At 64.7% G+C, this 21,712-nt stretch carries 17 protein-coding genes and 1 pseudogene; 11 read left to right on the top strand and 7 right to left on the bottom strand.

Annotated elements, in window-relative coordinates; all coding sequences use genetic code 11:
* Positions 1–39: 39 nt before the first annotated feature.
* Positions 40–508: pseudogene (locus WBP06_RS04860) on the top strand (low molecular weight protein-tyrosine-phosphatase).
* Positions 509–524: 16 nt separating this feature from the next.
* Here the strand turns inward: WBP06_RS04860 and WBP06_RS04855 are convergent.
* Positions 525–1,112 (bottom strand): GNAT family N-acetyltransferase, encoded by a 588-nt coding sequence (locus WBP06_RS04855; protein WP_395332412.1) that lies wholly within the window; start codon positions 1,110–1,112, stop codon positions 525–527.
* 266 nt (positions 1,113–1,378) lie between these two features.
* Between WBP06_RS04855 and purC the strand changes: the two genes are divergently transcribed.
* Both purC and WBP06_RS04845 read left to right on the top strand, forming a co-directional pair.
* Positions 1,379–2,161: a phosphoribosylaminoimidazolesuccinocarboxamide synthase gene (gene purC, locus WBP06_RS04850; protein ID WP_395332410.1), complete on the top strand. Its 783-nt coding sequence runs from the start codon at positions 1,379–1,381 to the stop codon at positions 2,159–2,161.
* A gap of 139 nt (positions 2,162–2,300) precedes the next feature.
* Complete coding sequence (locus WBP06_RS04845) at positions 2,301–5,144, top strand: M16 family metallopeptidase (protein ID WP_395332408.1); 2,844 nt, start codon at positions 2,301–2,303, stop codon at positions 5,142–5,144.
* Positions 5,145–5,450: 306 nt separating this feature from the next.
* Here WBP06_RS04845 and WBP06_RS04840 read toward each other — a convergent pair whose 3' ends face one another.
* Positions 5,451–6,329, bottom strand: a complete 879-nt coding sequence (locus WBP06_RS04840) for an oxaloacetate decarboxylase (RefSeq protein WP_395332406.1) — start codon at positions 6,327–6,329, stop codon at positions 5,451–5,453.
* 214 nt (positions 6,330–6,543) lie between these two features.
* Positions 6,544–8,937: a TonB-dependent receptor gene (locus WBP06_RS04835; RefSeq protein ID WP_395332404.1), complete on the bottom strand. Its 2,394-nt coding sequence runs from the start codon at positions 8,935–8,937 to the stop codon at positions 6,544–6,546.
* 228 nt (positions 8,938–9,165) lie between these two features.
* Between WBP06_RS04835 and WBP06_RS04830 the strand changes: the two genes are divergently transcribed.
* Complete coding sequence (locus WBP06_RS04830) at positions 9,166–9,852, top strand: response regulator transcription factor (protein ID WP_395332402.1); 687 nt, start codon at positions 9,166–9,168, stop codon at positions 9,850–9,852.
* Here the strand turns inward: WBP06_RS04830 and WBP06_RS04825 are convergent.
* Positions 9,825–10,541 carry an HAD hydrolase-like protein gene (locus WBP06_RS04825; RefSeq protein WP_395332400.1) on the bottom strand — a complete coding sequence of 239 codons (717 nt, stop codon included), beginning with the start codon at positions 10,539–10,541 and terminating at the stop codon, positions 9,825–9,827. The two genes, WBP06_RS04830 and WBP06_RS04825, sit on opposite strands and share 28 nt — an antisense overlap.
* Positions 10,542–10,600: 59 nt before the next feature.
* Here WBP06_RS04825 and glmU point away from each other — a divergent pair, with 59 nt between their 5' ends.
* Entirely contained in the window at positions 10,601–11,977 is a 1,377-nt protein-coding gene (glmU, locus tag WBP06_RS04820; protein ID WP_395332398.1) for a bifunctional UDP-N-acetylglucosamine diphosphorylase/glucosamine-1-phosphate N-acetyltransferase GlmU, read from the top strand.
* A 51-nt stretch (positions 11,978–12,028) separates the two neighbouring features.
* On the opposite strand, the gene WBP06_RS04815 is transcribed toward glmU, so the two are convergent.
* Entirely contained in the window at positions 12,029–12,736 is a 708-nt protein-coding gene (locus WBP06_RS04815; RefSeq protein ID WP_395332396.1) for a diguanylate cyclase, read from the bottom strand.
* A 368-nt stretch (positions 12,737–13,104) separates the two neighbouring features.
* Here WBP06_RS04815 and glmS point away from each other — a divergent pair, with 368 nt between their 5' ends.
* The 3 genes from glmS to WBP06_RS04800 all read left to right on the top strand — a co-directional run bounded on the left by glmS (position 13,105) and on the right by WBP06_RS04800 (position 18,294).
* Positions 13,105–14,928 (top strand): glutamine--fructose-6-phosphate transaminase (isomerizing), encoded by a 1,824-nt coding sequence (gene glmS, locus WBP06_RS04810; RefSeq protein ID WP_395332394.1) that lies wholly within the window; start codon positions 13,105–13,107, stop codon positions 14,926–14,928.
* An 86-nt stretch (positions 14,929–15,014) separates the two neighbouring features.
* Positions 15,015–17,390, top strand: a complete 2,376-nt coding sequence (locus tag WBP06_RS04805; RefSeq protein ID WP_395332392.1) for a putative bifunctional diguanylate cyclase/phosphodiesterase — start codon at positions 15,015–15,017, stop codon at positions 17,388–17,390.
* A 94-nt stretch (positions 17,391–17,484) separates the two neighbouring features.
* The gene (locus tag WBP06_RS04800) at positions 17,485–18,294 is read left to right on the top strand and encodes a helix-turn-helix transcriptional regulator (protein ID WP_395332390.1); all 810 of its coding nucleotides are present in this window, start codon (positions 17,485–17,487) and stop codon (positions 18,292–18,294) included.
* Between the two features lie 43 nt (positions 18,295–18,337).
* Here the strand turns inward: WBP06_RS04800 and purQ are convergent, their stop codons facing one another.
* The gene (gene purQ, locus WBP06_RS04795; RefSeq protein WP_395332388.1) at positions 18,338–19,015 is read right to left on the bottom strand and encodes a phosphoribosylformylglycinamidine synthase subunit PurQ; all 678 of its coding nucleotides are present in this window, start codon (positions 19,013–19,015) and stop codon (positions 18,338–18,340) included.
* Positions 19,015–19,248 (bottom strand): phosphoribosylformylglycinamidine synthase subunit PurS, encoded by a 234-nt coding sequence (gene purS, locus WBP06_RS04790; protein WP_142634639.1) that lies wholly within the window; start codon positions 19,246–19,248, stop codon positions 19,015–19,017. Before purS ends, purQ begins: the two co-directional genes overlap by 1 nt.
* 141 nt (positions 19,249–19,389) lie before the next feature.
* On the opposite strand from purS, the gene WBP06_RS04785 reads away from it, so the two are divergent.
* The 3 genes from WBP06_RS04785 (at position 19,390) to WBP06_RS04775 (ending at position 21,709) form a co-directional block, all read left to right on the top strand.
* Entirely contained in the window at positions 19,390–20,301 is a 912-nt protein-coding gene (locus tag WBP06_RS04785; protein ID WP_395332385.1) for an SDR family NAD(P)-dependent oxidoreductase, read from the top strand.
* 80 nt (positions 20,302–20,381) lie between these two features.
* Positions 20,382–21,056, top strand: a complete 675-nt coding sequence (locus WBP06_RS04780; RefSeq protein ID WP_395332383.1) for a DUF4328 domain-containing protein — start codon at positions 20,382–20,384, stop codon at positions 21,054–21,056.
* Positions 21,057–21,103: 47 nt separating this feature from the next.
* Positions 21,104–21,709: a DUF4328 domain-containing protein gene (locus WBP06_RS04775; protein ID WP_395332381.1), complete on the top strand. Its 606-nt coding sequence runs from the start codon at positions 21,104–21,106 to the stop codon at positions 21,707–21,709.
* Positions 21,710–21,712 lie beyond the last annotated feature (3 nt).

The raw sequence follows: 21,712 nt of genomic DNA, 5'->3' as shown, positions 1-21,712 counted from the left end.
GCCGTTGAGCCGCCTGCCCCCCGGCGCTACGCCGGGGGAATGAGCGCCTATCCATCCTTCCTGTTCGTCTGCCTTGGCAACATCTGCCGTTCTCCGCTGGCCGAAGCGGCGATGCGCCATCAGGCCGCCAGGGCCGGGCTGGACCTCGCGATCGATTTCGGCCGGCACCGGCGCATGGCACATCGGCAACGGCCCCGACCCGCGCGCGCAGGCCGAAGCGCTGCGGCACGGCATCGATATCTCGGGCTATCGGGCCAGACAGGTGGTGAAGGCGGACTTCGATCGCTTCGACCACGTCATCGCGATGGACGGCAGCAATCTCGCCAATCTTGAAAGGCTGATGCCGAAGGCGCCACATGCCCGGCTTTCGATGCTGCTCGATCATGTGCCGGGCATGGAAGGGCGCGACGTGGACGATCCGTATTTCGGCGGAGCGGAAGGGTTCGTCACCACCTGGAACCAGGTCGATACCGCCGCCCGCAATCTGGTGGCCGCCATCGCCGGCTAACTTGGCCGACCCAGCCTCAAAACCGCCGCATCCAATACTGCAACGACTTCGCCGCCTCCCCCGCGTCGCGATGGTCCTTCCACGCCAGCGTACAGGTCAGCCCCGGTACCGGCGCATAGCCGCGCTTGCGCCAGAAAGCGTCCAACGGGCGATAGTCGCGCGGGCGATCGGGATGGTCCGCAGGCCGGATCACCGCGGCGAACCCGGCAGCCGTGGCACCGCACCGGCGTGCCTGCGCTTCGCGGTGGTCGAAGAAGGCATGGCCGATGCCCTGCCCGCGCCATGCCGGCAGCAACACCGATTCGCCGAAGTAGAACACGCCGGAAACGTCATGGCCGGCACGCTCCACCGGCGCGCGCAAGGCGATTTCCTGCGCCGACAGCGGCGACGCCGTGGCCATGCCCACGATCCGGCCGCCCTCGCGCGCGGCCACGAGAATCGCCTGTGGCGCAGCGGCGAATGCGGCAAGGTAGTCCCGCTCGTATTCGGGATCGCCGTCGTAGAGGTAGGGCCACTCGGCAAAGACGGCGATCCGCAGCCGTGCCAGATCGTCTATCACGGCAAGGATTTCATCGCCGGTAAGCGCATGGATCGTGACGGGCATCGTCGCTGTCGCCTCTCAAGCCCCTGAAAACCGGGGATCCGCCGTTCGGTAATCCGCCGTTTCGATCGCGGCAATCCCCCCGCGCGCCTCTCGCTCCGTCGCAGACGCCCTGCTTCCTGCGGCGCCCACTTCGCCATTCTGGCCAAGCCGGTTTGCTTTTGCCCCCCGTTGAACTATATGCCCGCTCGAACGCCCCGGCCGCGCAATCGCCTAGCGATGCCCCCGCGCCGGGGCTTGCTCTTTTACACATCTAAGGACGAACACGCATGTCCCGTCGCCGCCAGATCTACGAGGGCAAGGCCAAGATCCTCTATGAAGGCCCCGAACCCGGCACCCTGATCCAGTACTTCAAGGACGATGCCACTGCGTTCAACGCGCAGAAGAAGGGCACGATCCAGGGCAAGGGCGTGATCAACAACCGCATCAGCGAATACGTGTTCACGCGCCTGAACCACATCGGCGTGCCGAACCACTTCATTCGCCGCCTGAACATGCGCGAACAGCTGGTCCGCCAGGTGGAAATCATCCCGATCGAGGTGGTGGTGCGCAACGTGGCCGCCGGTTCGATCTCGAAGCGTCTTGGCATCCCCGAAGGTGAGCCGCTGCCGCACACGCTGATCGAATACTACTTCAAGGACGATGCGCTGGGCGATCCGATGATCGCCGAAGAGCACATCGCCTGCTTCGGCTGGGCCACCAACGAAGAGATGCAGGACATCGCCGCGATGGCGATCCGCGTGAACGACTTCATGTGCGGCATGTTCGCGGCGATCAACATCCGCCTTGTCGACTTCAAGCTGGAATTCGGCCGCATCTGGGATGGCGATTTCAGCCGCGTGATCCTGGCGGACGAAATCAGCCCCGACGGCTGCCGCCTGTGGGACATGCACACCGGCGAAAAGCTGGACAAGGACCGCTTCCGCCGCGATCTGGGTGGTGAGGAAGAAGCCTACCAGGAAGTGGCCCGCCGCCTTGGCCTGCTGCAGGACGACAATGAACCCAGCGAGGTTCTTGACCTGTCCAAGCACCGCAAGCTGCGCGGCAAGTAAGGTCGGATAAAACGATGAACGGGAAAGCCCGGCCACCGCAAGGTGCGCCGGGCTTTCTTGCGTTTTAACTTCACAAAGGCGCCGGCCCCCAGCACACCGCGCCCTTGTTATCAGAAGCTTGCTCGGACATTGGTGCCACATGCGAACGATCCTCATCACCGCGCTTCTCCTCACCGTATCCGCCCCGGCCATCGCCAGGGAGGCACCCGCCCCGCGCCCTGACGACACCAGTTGGGCTTTCGAGAAGAGCGACGTTCCGGTCGATCCGGACTTTCGCTTCGGCCGCCTGGCCAACGGCATGCGCTACGTGATCCGCCACAATGCCACGCCCGCCGGCACCGCGGTGGTGCGCATGGAAGTGTCCGCCGGGTCGCTGGACGAGACCGATGCAGAACAGGGTTTCGCCCATTTCCTGGAACACATGGCGTTCAACGGCTCCACCCACGTGCCCGAAGGCCAGATGGTGCCGTTGCTGGAGCGAGAGGGGCTGGCCTTCGGGGCGGACACCAATGCCTCCACCACGTTCGAGCGCACCGTCTACAAGCTGGATCTGCCCCGCGCCGACACGCACTTGCTGGACACCGCGCTGATGCTGATGCGGGAAACCGCCAGCGAGCTTACCCTTTCGCAAGCGGCAGTGGACCGCGAACGCGGCGTGATCTTTTCCGAAATGCGCGATCGCAACACTTTCGCCTATCGCAACAGCGTGGCCTCGTCCGGGTTCTTCTATCCGGCATCGCGTTATGTCCGCCGGTTCCCGATCGGCACGACCGAGACGCTGAACGCTGCCAGCGCCCAGACGATCCGCGCCTTCTATGAACGCGAATACGTTCCATCCCACGCAACGCTCATAGTGATCGGCGATTTCGATGCCGATGCCGTGGAGGCCGCGATCCGCACCCGGTTCGACAACTGGCAGCCCCGCACTGCAGACGCCCAGCCCGGTGCCGGTCCGGTCGACCCCAAGGACAAGGGCCGCACCGCGATGTGGATCGATCCCGCCCTGTCCGAGCGGCTGGTGATCCAGCGCAACGGCAAATGGCTGGATGAGCCGGACAGCGTGGCCCAACGCCAGGAAAACCTGCTGCGCTCGGTCGGTTATGACATCGTCAACCGGCGGTTGCAGCGCCTGTCCCGCACGGCAGAGCCGCCGTTCCGGGGGGCTGGATTCGGCACCGGCGATGTCTTCAAGGCCGCCCGTTCCACGCGCCTGATCATAGACAGCGTCGACGGCCAATGGGCCACCGGACTGGCCGCCACCGCGCGCGAGTATCGCCGCGCCCTCTCCCACGGTTTCACCGAAGCGGAAATTGCCGAGCAGGTGGCGCAACTGCGCTCCGCGCTTACCGATGCGGCGGGATCGGCCAATACGCGCAGCAACGCCGCGCTGGCCGCGGCCGCGCTGGCGCTGGTGGACGATCGGCAGGTGCCCGGAACCCCGCAATCGGTGCTGGACCGCTTCATCGCCTTCGCCCCGCAGATCACGCCGGACGCCGTGTTGGCGGCCATGAAGCGCGAGGCACTGACCCTCGACAAGCCGCTGATCCGCTTCGAAGGCCGGACCGCGCCTGCCGGTGGAGAAAAGGCCATCCGCGACGCCTGGCAGCAGGCGATGCGCGCGCCGATCGCGGCGGAACAGGCCGGCGCCGTCACGGCCTTTGCCTATACCGATTTCGGCAAGCCCGGCACCGTCGTGTCGGATGTGCGCGATCCCGTGCTCGGCATTCGCGAGATACGCTTTGCCAACGGCGTGATGCTCAACATCAAACATACGGACATCGTGAAGGACCGCGTCGACGTCAGCCTGGCCATCGACGGCGGCGACATGCTGGACACGCGCGAGAACCCGCACGCGACGGACATGGTGCCCTACATCGACGAAGGCGGCCTGGGGAAGCACAGCCGGGACGAACTGGACACGATCATGGCCGGCCACACACTGGGCTTCGGCCTGTCCACGGGCGAGGCCAGCTTCGTCGCCCAGGCCGGCACCACCCCGCGCGATCTGGAACTGCAACTGCAACTGCTGACCGCCATGGTGACCGACCCCGGCTACCGGCCCGAGGGCGAAGTGCAGTACCGGCAGCAGATCAACAATTACTTCGCCCGCCTGCGCGCCACGCCGGGTTCGGCCATGCAGGCCGATCTGGGTGCTATCGTTTCCGACAACGATCCGCGCTTCAGCCTGGGCAAGGTGGAGGATTACCGCGTCCTGACTTACGCCAAGCTGCACCGCGACATCGGCGACCGGCTGGAGCACGGCGCGGTGGAGATCGGCATGGTCGGCGATGTGGACGAGGACAAGGCCGTGGCCATGGTGGCCGGCACGCTGGGCGCCCTGCCCACCCGCGAATCCACTTTCCGCCCCTATGACGACCAGCCGCCACGCACTTTCACCACCGATCGCAAGCCGCGCGTGGTGCGCCACACCGGCCCCGCCGATCAGGCCCTGCTGCGCGTGACCTGGCCCACCCGGGACGATTCCGATCCCGTCGAGACGCTGAAGCTGCAATTGCTGGAACGCGTGGTGCGCATCGAACTGACCGACAGCCTGCGAGAGGCGCTGGGCAAGGCCTATTCACCGTCGGCCGGGGTCTCGCTATCCCGGCACTGGAAGGGATACGGTACCTTTGCGGTCGTCGCCTCGATCGACGTGAGCGACGTACCTGCCGCGCGCAAGGCGATCGACGATGTCATGGCGTCGCTGCGCAAGGCGCCGATCAGCGACGACGTGCTGCTGCGGGCGCGCCAACCGCTGCTGGAAAGCTATCAGAATGCACTGAAGAGCAACGGCGGCTGGCTCTCGCTGGTCGATCGCGCGCAAACCGAAGCGGACCGCATCGACCGCTTCAACCGCGCGCACGACCGGCTGCTGGCGCTGACCGCCGCCGATGTGCAGGCCGAGGCGCGGCGCTATCTCGATCCGGCGCAGGGGCTGGAAGTTCTGGCACTGCCGGAGGGTGTGTCGGAGCCGACGAAGTAAGGGGCAACGAGTAACGAACCGAAGGAAACGCCGGCCGTCACCTCAAAAATAGCGCCCTCAGCTTAATATCATCGTCGCCCCCGCGAAGGCGGGGGCCCCGCTTTCTTCCCAGCCTTGCGGCGAACATAGAAGTCGCGTGGGTTGGCTACGTAGAGAAGAAAAGCGGGATCCCCGCCTTCACGGGGATGACGGGATCGTTTGGGTAGTCCTTAGCCTTTGCTTTGCTTTGCTTTGCTTTGACTAGCCTTGCCCTTGTCCGTTGCAGGCAGGCCAACGCGGCAGGTCTAGCGCTCGCCCGCCGCTTTCCTATCGCGCGTGATTGGGCCGCGTCGGCCGCCCCGTCCGCTCCGCCCACTCGACGATCAGGTCGTCGTAGAGGTTCTGGTCGATCAGGTCGTACTTTTCCGGGAAGTTGGCGAAGGCGTTCATCGCGCTTTTCACCGATCCGGTTTCCATCAGTTCGCGCGCCATGGCGAGGTGGCCGACCGCCGCCGAAACCCAGCCCCACGCCGTGGAAAGCGTGAATGCGGTGTTGGGCAAGTTAAAGCCCAGCGTGCAGACCGGGATCTTCATCTGCGGGATTACTTCCGCCTGCTGCTCCGGCGGGGCGCTGGCGAAGACGATGGCGTCGGCCCCCGCCTCGGCATAGGCATGGCCGCGCCGGATCGCTTCCTCGATCGATCCGCTGCCGCCACCGCCATTGGCATTGGTGTAAAGCTCATCGCAGCGGGCGATGATCACCAGCCCGGAATCGCCCCGCGCCTTCACGCCGGCCTCGATCCGAAGCTGCATGTCCTCGATCGAGCAGAGTCCGTTCACATGCTTGGAATGCTTGGGGTTCACCTCGTCCTCGACGTGGTAGCCGGCAATCCCGGCAGCGGCGTAGCGGCGGGTGAAGTGATAGGCATCGGCCACCGTTTCGCCCAGCGTATCGGCATCGACGATCAGCGGAATGTCGATGGCCTGCGCAATGCGGGTAGCCTGGTCGATCATCTCCACTTGCGAGAAGATGCCGTTGTCCGGCACCGCGTAGTGAAACGCCGAACAGGCATGGCCACCCAGATAGGCCGCCTTGAAACCGACATGCTGGACGACGCGGCCGGTCAGCGCCGAATAGGCTTCGGCGGCAACGAAATGCTCACCGCTTTCGATCAGCGCCCGCAGCTTTTCACCCGGTGTCGGCATCGTCGTCATCTCCCGTCATCGCGGCCCTTTCGGCCGTCCGTGGGAAGAATGGCTGGCACGATCCGGACATAGCGGCAAGCACATCGGACATCGTCACGGCGCTCATCGCCCCCGCATAAAAGAACACGCGGCGGGACCGAAGTCTCGCCGCGTGCAGGAATGCAGGCAGGACCTGCTGGCAAGCCCCGAGGGAAGGCCTGCCGGGTTGGTTCGATCAGAAGTGGACGGTGCCTTCCACGCCGAACGTGCGCGGCGGGTTGAAGTTGCCGTAGGCACCCAGCGTGTTCGCGTTGGCGTTCGACATGCGGTAGATGTGCGTCTCGTTGAGCAGGTTGCGGCTCCAGACCGAGACGGTCAGGCGGGTGCCGTTGTCGCTCATCGGGATATCGGCCAGCGCGATGCGGCCGTTGACGATGAAGCTGCTCTGGGTCTTCGTGCTTTCGTCCTCGAAGCTGTACTGCGCGTCGGCATAGGCAGCGTCGAGGTGGAACTGCACGCTTTCGTCGCCCGCACCGACCGGGATGCTGTAGTCGATGAAGCCCGACGCCGCGTTCTTCGGCGTGTAGACGATGAAGACGTTCTGGTAGACCGGCTTGGCAGCGGTGCTGAGGAACGGGTTCAGCGTCTGCGGAACCTTGGTGTAGGTGTAGGCATAGGACAGGCCGAGCGACAGGTGGTCGATCGGATTGACGTTCAGTTCAGCCTCGACGCCACGGATCTTCGTCGTGCCCGGCGCATTCAGCGTTTCCTGCGTGTGCAGGTTGAAGTACGGGCTGCTGGGATCGGTGTTGACGTTGTCGAAATCGACCTGGGTGCCGTCGCGATCCATGATGTAGCCGGCCAGGTTCAGGCGAACCTTGCGATCCAGGAACATCATCTTGGCGCCGACTTCATACGAGTTCACCGTTTCCGGGCCGAATGCGTCGAAAGTCTGCGAACGATCGTTCGCGCCGCCGGCGCGGTAGCCGGTCGAATACTTGGCGTAGAGGTTGATGTCCTGCGTCGCGTCGAAGGCCACCGTGACCATCGGGTCGAACCGGTCCTTGCGGTAGTGGAAGCCAAAGTCGACGACCGCGCCGTTCACCATGTCCAGCGTACCGTCGCGCTTGTCGTGCGTGTAACGGCCACCGGCAGTCAGGTGCAGCTGGTCGAGACCGGCAGGCGTGTAGGTGGCCTGTGCGAAGGCGGCGATGCTCTGCGCCTTGGCGTGGCTGTCACGCTGCAGGAACAGCGAGGTGTCGTCCCAGCCCTGGTTGTTCGAGGTGATCGGACCGGAAACGATCGGGCTGAGCACGGTATAGCCGGTGCCGTCCGCGTTCCACTGGTTGGAGCTGGGCGTCGCCGCGTTCTCATTGGCGTGCTCGTTGTAGTAGTAGGCGCCGGCGACGAAATCGACCTGCGGCAGGCTACCGACGAGCTGCAGTTCCTGGCTGAACTGGTGCTGGTCAAGGAACGAAAGCGAGTAACGGCTGAACTTGGTGTTCGGCAGGAACACGGTGCGCGCCGGGCCGCCCGAGTTGTCGTACTGGTCGGTGTCGACCTGGCGCCATGCCGTGATCGAGCGCAGCGTCAGGGCCGAGTTCAGCTCATAGCTGAGGTTGCCCATGATGCCCTGCGTGCGGTCGGTGCTGACCTGCTGCGGAACGCCGACGTCGGCGGTCTTCACGCGTTTGTCACCAGTCACGTCGACCAGGGGCGACAGCGGAGCGATCGTGCCGCTCGGCAGCTTTCCGCCGTTTGCTGCGATCTGCGCCAGCGTGGCGACCGGCAGGTTGTTCGGGTTGTAGTTGATCAGCTGGCTGTACATCGGCGTGTTGTCATCACGCGACTTGTCGAACGAGATGTTCGCCGTGAAGCCATCCACCGGCTTCCACTGCGCCTGGATGCGGCCGCCCACGCGGTCGTAGTAGTTCCAGCCCTTTTCGCTATCCAGCGGGTTCTTAACCGTGGCGTCCTGGTGCTGGTAGACACCGTCGACCTTGATCGAGATGTTGTTGAATTCGGGAAAGTCGATGTGGGCTTCGCCGGTGCGCTGGCCATAGTTGCCGATGCCGGCTTCCACGCGGCCGCCGAATTCGCCGGTGGGCGCCTTGGTCACGATCGAAAGCGCGCCGCCTTCGGTGTTGCGGCCGAACAGCGTGCCCTGCGGACCACGCAGGACTTCGATGCGCTGCACGTCGAACAGTGCGGCGTTCAGGCCCTGCTGGCGGCCAAGGTAGACGCCGTCGAGATAGACGCCCACGCCCTGGTCGCGCGCGGTCTGGTTGGCGTCGAACGGCACGATGCCGCGAATGCCGACAGTGAGAGCCGACTGGCGCGCTTCGAACGTGGCGACGCGCAGCGAGGGAACGGTGCCGCTGGCCAGGTCGATCAGGCTCTGGACATGCTGCTTTTCGATGTCGGCGCTGGAGACCACGGCGATGGCGATCGGCGTCTTCTGCAGATCGGTCTCGCGCTTGGTCGCGGTGACGATGATGGGAGCGCCTTCACCGGTTTCGGCGGCGGCATCGGGGGCAGCAGCGGCGTCAGCTGCGAACGCGGCAACCGGCATCTGGGCCAGCGCGACGATGCTGCAAGTTGCCGCCAGACGGATGGCGTGGCGAATCATTGTAAACTCCCTGAAACCCTTGAGTTTTCCTCGTGCAAGTCGCAGCACGGGGTCGCCCGTCGGGGCGACAGGGAGGCTGACTAGGCAGCGGTCGGGTCAGAACTGTGTTGCTTTCTTGTGAAATTCTTGACCGGATTGTGACAGGTCAAACATGAAAAATTTGACACGTGTGTGGCGAGCCTAGTGCCACTATGTGGCCAGATCATTTCCATCGAATTGCAGGATGTAATGATCAAATCCGGCGACATCGTGCTGACTTCGGGCGACCTGACCCATGTTAGCGCCATCCGCGACAACTTCCTGACCTTTGAGGCGGAAGTGACCGACGCAACCGAACTCTGCGCACGCGCGCTGCGGGGCCCCACGTGGGTCTTCGTCGACTGGCTGCTGCCCGACATGTCGGGCCTGCAGCTGTGCGGGCTGCTGCGTGATCGCATCAACGATCATCCGCTTCACATCACCATGGTCCTGCCGGAACCCGATCCACGCGCGCAGGCCCGCGCGCTGGAAGCCGGCGCGGACGACTACCTGATCGGCCCGCTGACGCCCAAGGCGCTGGTGCAACGCCTGCGCATCTATCAGCCGGTCTCCGCCGCGCGGAAGGAAGCGCCGGCGATCCAGATCGGCGAACTGGTGATTCAGCCCGATTCGCACCTGACGCGGTACAAGGGTCTGGTGGTGCCGCTGCAGTCGAACGAGCAGCGTCTGCTCAACCACTTCGCACGCAATCCCAACCGGGTGTTCACGCGCGGCGAACTGATCGGCGTGCTGGGCAAGAGCGTGGAAGTCTGTGACGAGCGCACGGTCGATTCGTGGGTCAGCCGCCTGCGCCGCAAGCTGCGCACCATGCAGGTGCCGCACCTGCCGCGCACCGTGCGTTCGTTCGGTTACGTCTTTGACAACATGGAAGCGTGAGTTAGGGCCAGCCCCTCAAGCGTCGGGATCAGTTCGTCGAAATGATCTATCACCGCCGTGGCGCCCAGTTCGTGGGCCGGCTTGTCGTTGAAGCCGAAGCTGACGGCGACGCTGGGGATACCGGCCGCTGCCGCTGCCCCGGTATCGTAAGTGGTGTCCCCCACGAAGGCCGCGCGAAGCGGCTTGCCGGATTCGCCGGCCCGCTCCAGCATCAGTTCGATCAGATCGGGCTTCGGCTTGGCACGGCCGGGGCCCAGCGTATCGCCGCCGATGACCGTGAAGAAACGGTCGGACAGGCCCAGTTCCGCGAAAATCTTGACCGCCAACGCTTCCAGCTTGTTGGTCACGACCGCAAGCTTCACGCCGCGCGCCGCCAGCCCGTCCAGCATTTCCGCGCCACCGGGATAGAGGCGCGTGGTACCGGCGATGTGATCGGCGTAAAATGCGATCAGCGCATGGTGCAACTCGTTCAGCCGCTCGTCCGAGACCCCGCCGCCGGTGACTTCCAGCCCCTTGGCGAGCATCTTCTTGGCCCCGCCGCCGACAAGGTCGCGCACGGTGTCCACGGGAATGGGTGGCCGCCCCTCGATCGCCAGCGCATGGTTGAGCGCCACGGCGAGATCGCCCAGCGTATCGAGCAGGGTGCCGTCAAGATCGAAGCCGACCACGTCGAATGGGAATTGCGTCATCCGCCCCTCAGTGGCCCGCCGAAGTAGAAACCGCAACAATTTGCTGGCAAGTGATGAACATGGTCGAAAATTCCAATCCGCTCGCAATCGTCGTCCTCGCCGCCGGCAAGGGCACCCGCATGAAGAGCGACCTGCACAAGGTCCTTCATCCCATCGCCGGCCGGCCGATGCTGGAACACCTGCTGCAAAGCGCGGCGGCGTTATCGCCGGAGCGACAGGTTGTGGTGGCCGGGCATGGCCGCGAACAGCTTGAAAAGGCGCTGGGAAGCCGCGCCAGGATCGCCGTGCAGGATCCGCAGCTGGGCACCGGCCACGCGGTGCAGCAGGCGGAGAGCGCGCTCTCCGGCTTCTCGGGCGACGTGCTGATTCTCTATGGCGATGTGCCTTTCGTCAGCACCGAGACCATGCGCGCCATGATCGAGCGGCTCCATGCGCCGGACGCACCGGCGGTGGTGGTGCTCGGCTTCGAGCCGGAAGACCCGCTGCAATATGGCCGCGTGCTCGCCCATGACGATGGCCGCATCGCCATGATGGTCGAATACAAGGACGCCAACGAGGAACAGCGCGCCTGCCGCCTGTGCAATTCGGGGCTGATGGCGGTGAAGTCGGCCGATCTGTTCGACCTGCTCTCGCGCGTCGGCAACGACAATGCGCAGGGCGAATACTACCTGGTCGACATCGTCAACGTGGCCACGCTGGATGGCCGCACTTGCGCCGTGATCGTCACCGGCGATCCGCACGAAGTCGGCGGCATCAACAGCCGTGGCGAACTGGCCGAGGCGGAAGGCCGCTGGCAGGCCCGCCGCCGCGTGCAGGCCATGGCGGACGGCGTGTCGCTGATCGCGCCCGAAACCGTGTTCTTCGCCTGGGACACGAAGCTGGGCCGCGATGTTACCGTGGAGCCCAACGTGGTGTTCGGCCCCGGCGTTTCGGTGGCCGATGGCGTGACCATCCACGCCTTCTCGCATATCGAGGGCGCGACGATCGAAACCGGCGCCACGGTCGGCCCCTATGCCCGCCTGCGCCCCGGCGCGCTGCTGCGCAAGGGTTCCAAGGTCGGCAACTTCGTGGAGATCAAGAACGCCGAACTGGGCGAAGGCGCCAAGGCCAACCACCTGACATACGTGGGCGATGCCACGGTGGGCGCCAAGGCCAACCTCGGCGCGGGCACCATCACCTGCAATTATGACGGCTACTTCAAGTACCGCACGGTGATCGGGGAGCGGGCCTTCATCGGTTCCAACAGCGCCCTCGTCGCGCCGGTGAAGATCGGCGCGGATGCCATTGTGGCAGCGGGAAGCACCGTCACTCGCGACGTTGCCGATGGCGAGCTTCGCCTTGTGCGCGGTGAACAGCTGGTCAAGCCCGGCTGGGCCGACCGCTTTCACGATGCGATGAAGAAGAAAAAGGCCGAGAAGGCCGCCGGCGGCAAGTAAGCCGGGATTTGAAAGGCGGGAGGGCGGCGGGTGCCGCCCTCTCCGTCATTCTCAGGAACCGATGGCCTGACGCTGGGCGATGAAGTCCAGCTCTGTCTTCGCGGCCGAATTGGCCGAATCGTACGAAAGCGACTGGGTGAACATGGTCTTGGCCTCATCCAGACGGCCAAGCTCGATCAGGTTGAAGCCCATGCCCCGCAGCGAGCGTGCGGCGATGCCGGCGTCTGGCCCCTTGGTATCCTTGTCCACCACGGACCAGGCCCGCGCGAACAGATCGTAGCTTTCCTGGAACTGCCGGCGAGACTTGAACAGTTCGGCATATTCGTTGGCGTAATGCGCATTGTCCGGCGCCAGTTCGGTGGCGCGGCGCAGTTCAGCCTCGGCCAGATCGCCCCGGCCCAGGTCGACCAGCGCATAGCCCTTGCCGAAATGCGCATCGCACACGGCGCTGCTGACCATCACCGCGTCACCCGGCACGGCATGCGCCGAGGTCTTCTCCGACTGGCAGAGGCGCGGCCGGGCATCGCCCGCCAGCCCCTGCTCATTGGCGGAGATCACCGAATCGAACAGCTTTACCGCCTTGCCCGGCTTGCCCGCGCGGATCATGTCGAAACCCCGGCTGACCGTGCCGACATATTCGGCATGGGCAGCACTGCTCACCAGCGCGATCGGCGTGGCTTCTCCGGCCATTGCAAGCCCCGGCACCGCCATAGCGGCACTGCAGACCAGCAACGAAACCGACTTCAACGTGAAGTTCATCGGCATTGTCCTCTCCCGATCGGACCTTCGCGCGCCAGTCTTTGCCGGGCTGTTTCATCGAACGGTCTTCGTCGAAGCAGGTAGACTATCCCAGGACTACGGTTTGACAAGATGTTTCGCCGTTCCCACATCCCGGCAAGCCTTATTTCAATCTCGCCTCACCTTTCGGATGTTTTCGATTCCGTCGGCCGTTTCTCTCGGCCCTTGCGGACGATTCCGATCGGACGGCACGTGCCAAAACCGCGCGACTTCCTCTCGCATCAGGGCTTTGCACACATTACCAAGGCTTCATGGTGGCGCCACCAAACGCCAATCTCTAACGGGTTAGGGCAAAGCTCTTTCCGCTCGAACAAGGTAACGTAAGCGCAATGTGTGGAATCATCGGCATCGTCGGCAAGGAACAGGTCGCGGACCGGCTGGTCGACGGCCTTCGGCGCATGGAATATCGCGGCTATGACAGCGCAGGCGTCTGCACCGTCGAAAACGGCCAGCTCATCCGCCGTCGTGCGCAGGGCAAGCTGATCAACCTGGTGAACGAACTGGCGCGCGATCCCGCCCCGGGCCTGATCGGCATCGCCCACACCCGCTGGGCCACCCATGGCGCGCCCACCGCCGCCAACGCTCACCCGCATGCCACCGAACACCTCGCGCTGGTCCACAACGGCATCATCGAGAACTTCAAGCCGCTGCGCGAAGCCCTCGAATCGCGCGGCCGCACGTTCGAGAGCCAGACCGACACCGAAGTGGTGGCACACCTCGTTTCCGAGCAGGTCGAAGCCGGTCTTTCCCCCGAAGACGCGGTGAAGGTCGTGCTCCCGCAGTTGCGCGGCGCCTTCGCGCTGGCCATCGCCTTCCGCCAGCACCCGGACCTGCTGATCGGCGCCCGCCTCGGCTCTCCGCTGGTCGTCGGCTATGGCGACGGCGAGACCTACCTCGGTTCGGACGCCCTCGCCCTCGCCCCGCTGACCCAGCGCATTTCCTACCTTGAGGAGGGCGACTGGGTGGTCATCACCCGCGACGGCGCGCGGATCTTCGATGCGGACAACAACCCGGTGGAGCGTGAGATCGTCTCCTCCGGCGCGTCCGCCATCGCCATCGAGAAGGGCAATTACCGCCACTTCATGCAGAAGGAGATCTTCGAGCAGCCGACCGTGGTGGCGCAGACCCTGCGCAGCTACATCCACCAGGTGGACCAGTCGGTGGCCCTGCCGCAGATCGATTTCGACCTCTCCGCGATCAAGCGCATCACCATCGTCGCCTGCGGCACCAGCTTCTACGCCGGCATGGTGGCGAAGTACTGGATCGAGACGTTCGCCCGCCTGCCGGTCGACATCGATGTGGCATCCGAATTCCGCTACCGCGACCCCGTGTTGGAGCCCGGCGGCCTTGCCCTGTTCATCTCGCAATCGGGCGAGACGGCGGATACGCTGGCCGCGCTCAAGCACTGCAAGGCGGCGGGACAGACCATTGCCGTCGTCGTCAACGTGCCCACCAGCACGATGGCGCGTGAGGCGGACCTGCTGCTGCCGACTCACGCCGGGCCGGAAATCGGCGTCGCCTCCACCAAGGCCTTCACCTGCCAGCTAGCGGTGCTCGCCGCCCTCGCCGCGCATCTTGCCGTCAAGCGCGGCCGCATGGATCGTGAGGAAGAGAACGAGGTCGTCCAGCACCTGCTGCAGACCCCGGCCAGCCTGAACGCCGCGCTGGATCATGACGAAGAGATCGCCGCGATGGCGCACCTGATCGCGCCGGCGCGCGACGTGCTCTACCTCGGGCGTGGCCCGGACTATCCGCTGGCGCTGGAAGGCGCGCTGAAGCTGAAGGAAATCAGCTACATCCACGCAGAGGGCTATGCCTCGGGCGAGATGAAGCACGGCCCGATCGCGCTGATCGACGAGGCAGTGCCGGTGATCGTCCTCGCCCCGTCCGGCCCGCTGTTCGAAAAGACCGTCAGCAACATGCAGGAAGTGCGTGCACGCGGCGGCAAGGTCGTGCTGATCTCCGACGCCGAAGGCATTGCCGAGGCGGGCGAAGGCTGCATCGCCACGATCGAAATGCCGCGCGTCCATCCGCTGATCGCCCCGCTGGTCTATGCGGTGCCGGTGCAGCTGCTGGCCTATCACGTCGCCTGCGTGAAGGGCACCGACGTCGACCAGCCGCGCAACCTGGCGAAGAGCGTGACCGTCGAGTAAGCTGAACGCGAATTATGCGACCAGCCGAGTAAGCATGGTCAGCGGCCGCCATGGAAGGTTTACCTGGTAATAACCCTTCCAAGGTTATGCCCCGGTCCGTGGAAAAACGGTCGCAAACCCCTCAAGCGCTCCCGAAGGAGCTGCCCGTCCTCGCCGTGCTCGGCTTTTCCGAGCCGGCCGAGGGCGACTGGGCACGCCTTCGCGGTCTCCAATATTCCTGCCTCGGTCGCGGCCGTCCGGCGCGAATCGCAACGCAAGCGGCGGCGGTGATCGCCACCGTCGCAGTGCTGTTCGGGCATTTGCATCCCGCTGCGATCGGTGCCTGGGTCGTGGCCGTCTGCGCGACGCTCCTGTGGGGCGCGCAAGTGGAAGGCAGCCTTGCCGATGCCGACCGTCGCCGCCTCACCAGTGCCGAGATTCGCCGCCATGCGATGACGATGGCCGCGCGGGCCGTGGTCTGGGCCATTCCGGTCTGTGCCTTCGGCCCCTTCATCGACGTTCAAGCGCAAGTGAAGCTGTGGGCCGTGATGGCCATGCTGATGACGGGCTGCGCCGTGCTGGTGCCGGGCGTACCGCTGGGCACGCTGATCTTCACGGCGATCGTCGGCGGATCGACCATCGGCTACTTCATCGTCTTCGGCAGTTACGACATGGCGCTGGTCGGCCTGGCCTTCGTGGGCGTGATCATTGCCGGCGCGGTCGAAAGCGCGCGCCAGTACCTCTCCACCAAAGTGGCCGAAGCCGGGATGCATGAGCGGGATGAGGTCGTCTCCATGCTGCTGCGCGAGTTCGAGGAGGGCGAGGCCGACTGGCTCTGGCAGATCGACACCGCGCGCCGCGTGCGCGCCGTATCGCCGCGCTTCGCTTATGCCCTGGGGCGTGACGCGGTGGAGATCGAAGGCGTGCCCTTCATCCAGCTGATCGCCGGTTCCGCTTGGGACAGCGGACAGTTCCCGCCCAGCCTCCACGATCTGGCCGAGCGCCTGAAGCGTCGCGAAAGCTTCTCCAACCTGCTGGTGCGCGTCACCATCGACGGCCGCCCGCGCTGGTGGGAGCTTTCCGGCACTCCGAAGGTTTCCGACAGCGGCCAGTTCGACGGCTTCCGCGGCGTCGGCTCCGACGTGACCGAAGCGCGTGAGAACAGCGACAAGATCGCCTGGCTCGCCCGGTACGACACCCTCACCGGCCTGCCCAACCGCCTGATGCTGACCGAGGCACTGGGCGAAGCGCTGGGCTATGCCGAACAGTGGCGTACCCGCTGCGCCTTCCTGATGATCGACCTTGATCGGTTCAAGGCCGTCAACGATACGCTTGGCCATCTGGTCGGCGACCAGTTGCTGGCGCGCGTGTCCGAACGGCTGAAGGGGCAGATGACCGACAAGGAACTCTGCGGCCGCCTGGGCGGAGACGAGTTCGCGGTCGTGATCCGCGACGCCACCGATCTGGAACACGTCAACCGCGTGGCGCAGCGCGTTATCCAGTCGCTCTCGCAGCCCTACCACGTCGACCATCACACGCTCTACGTCGGTGCCTCTGTCGGCTCGGCGATCGGCCCGCGCGATGGCCAGACGGTCGAGACGCTGATGCGTAACGCGGATTTGGCGCTCTATCGCTCCAAGGACGGCGGCGGCAACGCCCACTATACTTACGAACCTGCGCTCCACGCCCATGCGGAAGAACGCCGCCAGCTGGAATTCTCGCTGCGCAATGCGCTTCAGCGGCAGGAATTCACGCTCAACTACCAGCCGGTGGTCGATGCCGATACCGAAGCCGTGGTCTCGTTCGAGGCGCTGCTGCGCTGGAACAGCAAGGAGCACGGGTTCGTCAGCCCGGCCAAGTTCATCCCGCTGGCAGAGGACACGCGCCTGATCGTCCCGATCGGCGAATGGGTACTGAAGGAAGCCTGCCGGGAAGCGACCAACTGGCCGGAGCACGTACGCGTGGCGGTCAACGTCTCGGGCGAGCAGTTGCTGGACCACAACTTCGCCGCCAGCGTCGTTGCCGCCCTCACCCAGAGCGGCCTCACCGCCTCCCGCCTCGAACTGGAAGTCACCGAAAGCATCTTCCTGCGCGACGCCACCCTCGCCCGTTCGGCGCTGGAGCAGGTCATGGCGCTGGGGTGCAAGGTGGCGCTGGACGATTTCGGCACCGGCTATTCCTCGCTCGGCTACCTGCGCAAGCTGCGTTTCTCGACCATCAAGGTGGATCGCTCCTTCGTGCAAGGCGCGGCAACCGGAAACGCCGAAAGCCTGGCGATCATCCGCGCGGTCGTCGCCATGGCAGACAGCCTCGACATGTCGACCACGGCCGAAGGCGCGGAAACCGAGAAGGAAGTCGAGATGATCCGCCAGCTTGGCTGCCGCAAGATCCAGGGCTACTACTTCGGCCGCCCAATGGCCGCGAAGGACGCGCTGGGTCTGTTCCACAACCGCAGCTTCGTCCACGACCAGACGGCGGCCTGAAGGCGGCGGCCACTCGTCCTTCGCGTCTCACCCGGCGCCCGTCACGAATTAATTGTGATTGCGCGCCGGAGTGGCTTTGGCTGAACATCGGATCATGTCCGACGAGACCATCGACCTCTCGAAGCTGAGCGAGACCGAACTCCATATCCTTCGACTGTTCGCGCAAGGGCACACGGCCAAGAGCGTTGCGACCGAAACCGAACGCACCGTTGGCGCGGTGAACGAGCGCTTGCGCGAAGCGCGCCGCAAGACCGGCATCGCCAGCAGCCGCGAACTGGCACGCATCCTGGCCGCACAAGAAAATCGGGACAAGAAAATCTATCTCGATCAGCGGGATGAAGACGATCCAGATGGCATCCCGGCCGACGCATCGAAGCGGCGGCTGTGGTTGGCTGGAGGTATCTTAACCATGATCGCAATCGCGTTTGTCGGCAGCGTCGTCACCGCAACGATGCTTACGCAATCCGCACCTTCGTCGGTTACCGACGCAACGCCTGAGGATCCGATGCTCGGGACGTTTGCGTCCAGTATTTCTCCCGGCGACAAGTACAGGCTGGTTCGAACCGAGCAGCGCGACGCGGCATGGGCGGATCCTGCCGAGCGCACTATCACAGCGGAATACAAAAGGATTCTACAAGGCCGAGGGGTCAAGGACGAGACCCTGCGTGTCCACTGCGCCGCCACCCTCTGCGAAGTGGCCCTGCGTGCAGCGATCAGTAACACACAAGCTCAGTCGCTTACGGAAGATTTCCAGACGCGCGCCTTCTACGACAAGTTGGCCGCGAAGGGATACATAGGACAAACCGCCGGTTTCGGTGGAGACGGGCCTGCAAAAGCCCCGATTTACGTCCACTTCTCCTATTGGGCGAAGCGCGGGTCGGAAAACGAAAAACGCCCCCGGTAACCGGGGGCGTTCATTCGATCCGTCAAATAGGAAAGCGGCGTCTTCAGGCGCCAACCATGCCGCGGATGGCGCTTTCGAACAGCGCGCGGCCGTCGGTGCCGCCATGCGTCGCCTCGATCGCGCGTTCCGGGTGCGGCATCATGCCCAACACGTTACCGGCGGCATTGAGCACGCCGGCAATCTGGCGGGCCGATCCGTTGACGTTGTCGACATAGCGGAAGGCCACGCGGCCTTCGCCTTCAAGTCGGTTCAGCGTTTCCTCGTCGGCATGATAGTTGCCGTCGTGGTGAGCGACGGGGACCGAGATCTCCTGCCCGGCCTCGTAGCCGGAGGTGAACAGCGACTGCGCGTTCTCCACCTTCAGCGTCACGTCGCGGCAGACGAAGCGGATGCCCGAGTTGCGCAGCAGCGCGCCCGGCAGCAGGCCGCTTTCGGTCAGCACCTGGAAGCCGTTGCACACACCGAACACCGGCACGCCGCGATTGGCGGCCTCGATCACGGCACGCATCACCGGCGAGCGCGAGGCGATCGCCCCGCAGCGCAGATAGTCGCCATAGGAGAAGCCGCCGGGGAGGCCGATGAAGTCCAGATTGTCGGGCAGGTCGGCATCGCCGTGCCAAACGCGGATGCATTCGTTGCCCGAGATCTTCTCCAGCGCCACCGCCAGATCGCGGTCGCAGTTGGAACCCGGGAACGTGACGACAGCGGAGCGGAACGACATCAGGCGACCTTCTCGATGCGGTAGTTCTCGATCACCATGTTGGCGAGAAGCTTCTTGCACATGTCGTCAAGCGCTTCGTCGGTGACGGTTTCGGCAACGTCCAGCTCGAACAGGCGGCCGGCGCGCACGTCGTTGACGCCTGCAAAGCCGAGGCCTTCGAGCGAGTGGTGGATCGCACGGCCCTGCGGGTCAAGAACACCGGGCTTGAGGCTGACGTGGACGCGGACTTTCATCTGGGGACCTTTCGCTTCGCGGAGCGCAGATTCGTTTCAAAGCGCCTATGGCCCCGAGAACGCTTCGGGGCAAGGTGTGAGGGACCGTTCGATGCCACCTTTGCAATTGAAGGCGGTTCGCCAACCTGCCATTTCGGCGTGATGCAGGATACCATCTCGTTTGCCGGACAAGTTGCCATCGTTACCGGGGCCGGTCACGGCCTGGGCCGCGCCTATGCCCTGGAACTGGCGCGGCGCGGCGCGAAAGTGATGGTGAACGACCTGGGTACGGCGCGTGACGGATCGGGCCATTCCGACGCCGCCCTCTCCGTTGTCGAGGAAATCCGCGCACTTGGCGGCGAGGCCATGGCCGATGGCGGCGACGTTTCCGATTTCGCGCAGATGGAGGCGATGGCTGCCCGTGCAAAAGAGGCCTGGGGCGGCATTCACGTGCTGATCAACAACGCCGGCATCCTGCGCGATCGCACATTCGCAAAGATGGACATGGCCGATTTCGAACTGGTCGTCCGCGTCCACCTGCTGGGAAGCGCCTGCGCCACCAAGGCGGTGTGGGAAACGATGCGCGAACAGAACTATGGCCGCGTGCTGATGACCACCAGCTCCAGCGGCCTTGGCGGCAATTTCGGGCAGGCGAACTACGGCGCAGCCAAGGCCGGCGTGCTGGGGCTGGCCCGCACCTTGCGCATGGAAGGCGCCAAATACGGCATCCGCGTCAATTCGCTGGCCCCCACCGCCGGCACCCGGATGACGGCCGATATCTTCCCGGATGAAGCCTATGCCGCTTTCGAGCCGGAGGCCGTGGTGCCCGCCGCGCTTTATCTTGTTTCGAAGGAGGCCCCCACCGACGCCATCGTCGCCGCGGGCGGCGGCGTATGCCAGGGCGTGTTCATCACCATGAACCAGGGCGTGCTGCTGGAAGGCGATGCGCTCACCGTCGAAGGCTTTGCCGCCGCGTGGGATCGCGTGCGCGACCGGGCGGGTGACCGGGTGCTCGAAACCGGTATGGAGCAGGCGCATCATGCCTTGTCGTTGCTGCTGAAATCCAACGGTTAAATTTTGTACGGCGACATTGACCACCCCCTCCCCGCGCTACAATTCCAGAGAATGCGACTTAATCGGGGAAATACAGGGCAATGCAGGGGCAGATTGCACCGCGCGACAAGGCGCGGCTGAAGACCTATTCCATCGTTACGCAAGTGGCCGTGGCGGGCAGTGCGCTGTGCTGCATCGTGTTCGTTCCGGCCATGGTTGCGATGCAGTACATAATCCGCAGCGGACTTTACAGGTCTCCCCAATTTCAGGTCTGGGCGATGATCGCCGGGTTCACGCTTATCATCGCTACCGTCCTTTTCCTGATCGGCGCGGTCGCGTTCCTGCTGTGGTTTCACAAGGCGATCACCAATTTGCGCAATGTCGGCCTGTCGGGATTGGTGGCAAGGCCGCTTTGGGCGGTCGCCAGCGTCTTCGTGCCGGTGGCGCAACTGTTCATCCCCTTCGCGACGATGCGGGAACTGTGGAATCGCAGCCATGGGGAAGACGAATATCAGGCGCGTGCCAGCGTCGGCACGGTCACGACATGGTGGACCTGCCTGCTGACCGGAACGCTGCTGATGACCGTGCAGTTCATTACCGCATTCATCAACCTGCTGACCCCATTCAAGATCATGACGCCCAAGGTGCTGGCCTTGGGACTTAGCCTGGCCGGCCTGGCCTTCTGGTGCCTTGCCGCGGGCTATCTGGCGGTGATCGTGCGCCGGATCACCACCGCGCAAGACTCGCTGATGGACGGGACGTCGATCTTCGCCTGATCGGCGGACCGATCACGCAACGACAAACTGACAGACGGGAAAAGCAGATGACGGAAACGAGCCTTGCCCATGGCCTGGCGATATTGAGGCTGCGCACGAAGGCGGTGCAGGTGATGCTGTGGGTCTATATCGGCGTGGCCGCCATGGCTGCAGTTGGTCTTTGCGCGGCCGTGGCGTCCGGCAGGGACCTGGCAGACATCAACACGACGATATCGATCCTGATGCTGCTCCTGCTTCTGGCTTGCGCCGTCGCCGTCGGCATGTGGATCCATCGCGCCCACGCCAATCTCTTCGCGGCGGGATTGGAGGCGCTGGAGTACACGCCGGGTTGGTCGGTGGGCTGGTTCTTCATCCCCGTCGCCACCCTGTTCAAGCCATTCTCGGCAATGCGCGAATTGTGGGAACGTAGCCACCTTGAGCCGAACGATAACGATCAGGCAGACTATCGGCTGGTCGCGTGGTGGGCATGCTGGATCATCGGCCAACTTGCAGACAACGTGGCCTCCCGCATTCCCTATCCCACCGCAGTCGCCGGCCTCATGATCGTCCGGCTGATCTTCGGCATCTGCGCCGCGTGGTTCCTGTTGGCGATCGTCAACGGGGTTACCCGCGCGCAAAACTTCGACCTGGAAGCGAACCACGCCTTCGCCTGAGCG

Origin of the sequence: Novosphingobium mississippiense, from assembly GCF_044029535.1 — a bacterium.
Taxonomy (GTDB): domain Bacteria; phylum Pseudomonadota; class Alphaproteobacteria; order Sphingomonadales; family Sphingomonadaceae; genus Novosphingobium.
The sequence above is the reverse complement of the archived record's forward strand: the minus strand, read 5'-3'. Positions and strand labels throughout refer to the sequence as shown.

What these genes read in the sequence shown, in the direction of transcription:
- WBP06_RS04775 (WP_395332381.1), top strand. Translation starts at nt 21,104, where the DNA reads ATGACGGAAACGAGCCTTGCCCATGGCCTGGCGATATTGAGGCTGCGC.
- purS (WP_142634639.1), bottom strand. Translation starts at nt 19,248, where the DNA reads ATGAAAGTCCGCGTCCACGTCAGCCTCAAGCCCGGTGTTCTTGACCCG.
- WBP06_RS04830 (WP_395332402.1), top strand. Translation starts at nt 9,166, where the DNA reads ATGATCAAATCCGGCGACATCGTGCTGACTTCGGGCGACCTGACCCAT.
- WBP06_RS04805 (WP_395332392.1), top strand. Translation starts at nt 15,015, where the DNA reads ATGCCCCGGTCCGTGGAAAAACGGTCGCAAACCCCTCAAGCGCTCCCG.
- glmS (WP_395332394.1), top strand. Translation starts at nt 13,105, where the DNA reads ATGTGTGGAATCATCGGCATCGTCGGCAAGGAACAGGTCGCGGACCGG.
- WBP06_RS04800 (WP_395332390.1), top strand. Translation starts at nt 17,485, where the DNA reads ATGTCCGACGAGACCATCGACCTCTCGAAGCTGAGCGAGACCGAACTC.
- WBP06_RS04835 (WP_395332404.1), bottom strand. Translation starts at nt 8,937, where the DNA reads ATGATTCGCCACGCCATCCGTCTGGCGGCAACTTGCAGCATCGTCGCG.
- purC (WP_395332410.1), top strand. Translation starts at nt 1,379, where the DNA reads ATGTCCCGTCGCCGCCAGATCTACGAGGGCAAGGCCAAGATCCTCTAT.
- WBP06_RS04840 (WP_395332406.1), bottom strand. Translation starts at nt 6,329, where the DNA reads ATGCCGACACCGGGTGAAAAGCTGCGGGCGCTGATCGAAAGCGGTGAG.
- WBP06_RS04845 (WP_395332408.1), top strand. Translation starts at nt 2,301, where the DNA reads ATGCGAACGATCCTCATCACCGCGCTTCTCCTCACCGTATCCGCCCCG.
- WBP06_RS04815 (WP_395332396.1), bottom strand. Translation starts at nt 12,736, where the DNA reads ATGAACTTCACGTTGAAGTCGGTTTCGTTGCTGGTCTGCAGTGCCGCT.
- WBP06_RS04855 (WP_395332412.1), bottom strand. Translation starts at nt 1,112, where the DNA reads ATGCCCGTCACGATCCATGCGCTTACCGGCGATGAAATCCTTGCCGTG.
- WBP06_RS04825 (WP_395332400.1), bottom strand. Translation starts at nt 10,541, where the DNA reads ATGACGCAATTCCCATTCGACGTGGTCGGCTTCGATCTTGACGGCACC.
- glmU (WP_395332398.1), top strand. Translation starts at nt 10,601, where the DNA reads ATGGTCGAAAATTCCAATCCGCTCGCAATCGTCGTCCTCGCCGCCGGC.
- purQ (WP_395332388.1), bottom strand. Translation starts at nt 19,015, where the DNA reads ATGTCGTTCCGCTCCGCTGTCGTCACGTTCCCGGGTTCCAACTGCGAC.
- WBP06_RS04785 (WP_395332385.1), top strand. Translation starts at nt 19,390, where the DNA reads ATGCAGGATACCATCTCGTTTGCCGGACAAGTTGCCATCGTTACCGGG.
- WBP06_RS04780 (WP_395332383.1), top strand. Translation starts at nt 20,382, where the DNA reads ATGCAGGGGCAGATTGCACCGCGCGACAAGGCGCGGCTGAAGACCTAT.